This window comes from Bradyrhizobium pachyrhizi (genome assembly GCF_001189245.1).
GTDB classification, from domain to species: domain Bacteria; phylum Pseudomonadota; class Alphaproteobacteria; order Rhizobiales; family Xanthobacteraceae; genus Bradyrhizobium; species Bradyrhizobium pachyrhizi.
In genome coordinates, this window is record NZ_LFIQ01000116.1 from 53,812 (window position 1) to 55,965 (window position 2,154).

Annotated in this window: 1 protein-coding gene and 2 pseudogenes; all 3 read left to right on the forward strand. The window is 63.9% G+C overall.

Translation table 11 applies throughout. The features are described 5' to 3' along the window. Positions 1–172: pseudogene (locus AKL29_RS45840) on the forward strand (short-chain dehydrogenase); the annotation flags it as partial. Between the two features lie 12 nt (positions 173–184). Next, the gene (locus tag AKL29_RS31265; protein WP_050386816.1) at positions 185–1,366 is read left to right on the forward strand and encodes an acyl-CoA dehydrogenase family protein; all 1,182 of its coding nucleotides are present in this window, start codon (positions 185–187) and stop codon (positions 1,364–1,366) included. A gap of 157 nt (positions 1,367–1,523) precedes the next feature. After that, positions 1,524–2,154, forward strand: a pseudogene (locus AKL29_RS45845) (acyl-CoA dehydrogenase family protein); the annotation flags it as partial.

Sequence of the window (2,154 nt, forward strand, 5' to 3'; positions counted from 1 at the left end):
CGAATGGGTCCGGCAGCGCCGCATCGAGGCGCTCGGCCCGAACGCGCTCGACAATCCCGATCTCTTGATGCCGCCGGCATCGGTCGCGGGCGCCTATTGGCAGCTCTATCAGCAGCCGAAGAGCGCCTGGACCTTCGAGCTGGAAATCCGACCCTTCGGCGAGAAGTGGTAGGGAGCCGGTCAGATGGAACTCGCGCTATCCCCTGAAGATGCGGCGTTCCGCGATGAGGTTCGCGCCTTCATCAAGGACAACTACCCGGCGGAGATGCGCGTCGCCAATCCGGAGACTGATCTCTCCAAGGAGCAGATGCTGCTGTGGCATCGCATCCTGCACGACAAGGGCTGGATCGCGCCGCTCTGGCCGAAGGAATATGGCGGGCCCGGCTGGTCGATCACCCGCCGCTTCATCTTCGAACAGGAGACGACGCGCGCCGGCACGATGCCGCCGCTGGCGTTCAGCGTCACCATGGTCGGCCCGGTCATCTACACGTTCGGCAACGACGCGCAGAAAAGGAAATTCCTGCCGCGTATCCTGTCCGGCGAGGACTGGTGGTGTCAGGGCTATTCGGAGCCGGGCTCCGGCTCCGACCTCGCTACCGTCCGCACCAAGGCGGTGCGCGACGGCGACCATTACATCGTCAACGGCCACAAGACCTGGACCACGCTGGCGCAGCACGCCGACTGGATCTTCTGCCTGGTTCGTACCGATCCGACGGCCAAGCCGCAGTCCGGTATCTCGTTCCTCTTGATCGACATGAAGTCGCCGGGCGTCACCGTGCGCCCGATCATCACCATTGACGGCTCGCACGAGGTCAACGACGTCTTCCTGGAGAACGTCCGCGTCCCCGCCGAGAACCTGATCGGCGAGGAGAACAAGGGCTGGACCTACGCCAAATTCCTGCTCGGCAATGAGCGCACCAGCATGGCCGGCATCGGTCGCTCGACACGCTATATCGAGCGGTTGAAGAAGATCGTCAAGGCGGAGATTCCGGAAGACGATCCGGCGCATCTGGAATTCATCAGGGATATCGCCCGCGTCGAGCTCGACGTGCTGGCGCTGGAGGCGACCGAGCTTCGCGTCGTCGCCCAGATGGCGCGCGGCATCGACCCGGGACCGGCGGCCTCGCTGTTCAAGATCCGCGGCACCGAAATCTTCCAGGATATCACCGAGCTGACGCATCGGGCGATCGGCAATTACGGGCTTGCGATCCGCGAGCATCCCGTCAGCGCCAATCACTTCATGCCGGGCCCGGACTACGGCCACACCGCGTCGGAGAAATACCTCAACTCGCGCAAGCTCTCGATCTACGGCGGATCGAACGAGATCCAGCGCAACATCATCGCCAAGGCGGTGCTTGGTCTCTAGAGCATGATCCGGAAAAGTGTGAAGCGGTTTTCCGAGGAGATCATGCTCAAACAAGGAGCTAAGGCGCATTTCATCGCGCTTTAGCGGCAACGAGGATCGGATGGATATCCAGTTCACGGAAGAGCAGGAATTGTTGCGGTCCAGCGTCCAGCGGCTGCTGCGCGATCAGTATGATTTCGACGCCCGCCGCAAGATCGTCGCGAGCGAAGAGGGGTTTGGCCGCAAGCAATGGGCTGAATTCGCCGAACTCGGCCTGCTTGGCGCGCCGTTCTCGGAAGCGGTCGGCGGGCTCGGCGGCGGGCCGCTGTCGACCATGATCATCATGCAGGAGTTTGGCCGCCATCTCGTGGTCGAGCCGTTCGTCGAGACGGTCGTCGTTGCGGGTGGCTTGATCGAGCAGGCAGGTTCCGACGCGCAGAGGCAAGCGTTCATTGCCGACATCATCGCAGGCACGAAACTTTGGGCGCTGGCCTGGACCGAGAAGGGTTCGCGCTTCGACCTCGCCACCGTCACCACCACGGCACGCCGCGACGGCGACGGCTACGTCCTCACCGGCGAGAAGACGGCGGTGATGGCCGCGCCATGGGCGGATCATCTGATCGTCTCCGCGCGCACCTCGGGTCATCGTCACGATCGCGGTGGCGTCAGCCTGTTCGTGGTCGATCGCCGCGCCGCCAATCTCGACCTGCAAAGCTTCAGGACGATCGATGGTCGGAGGGCGGCCGAGATCAGCCTGCGCGGCGTGCACGCGGAATTGCTGGGCAGCGAAGGCGAGGGCGTCGCCGCGC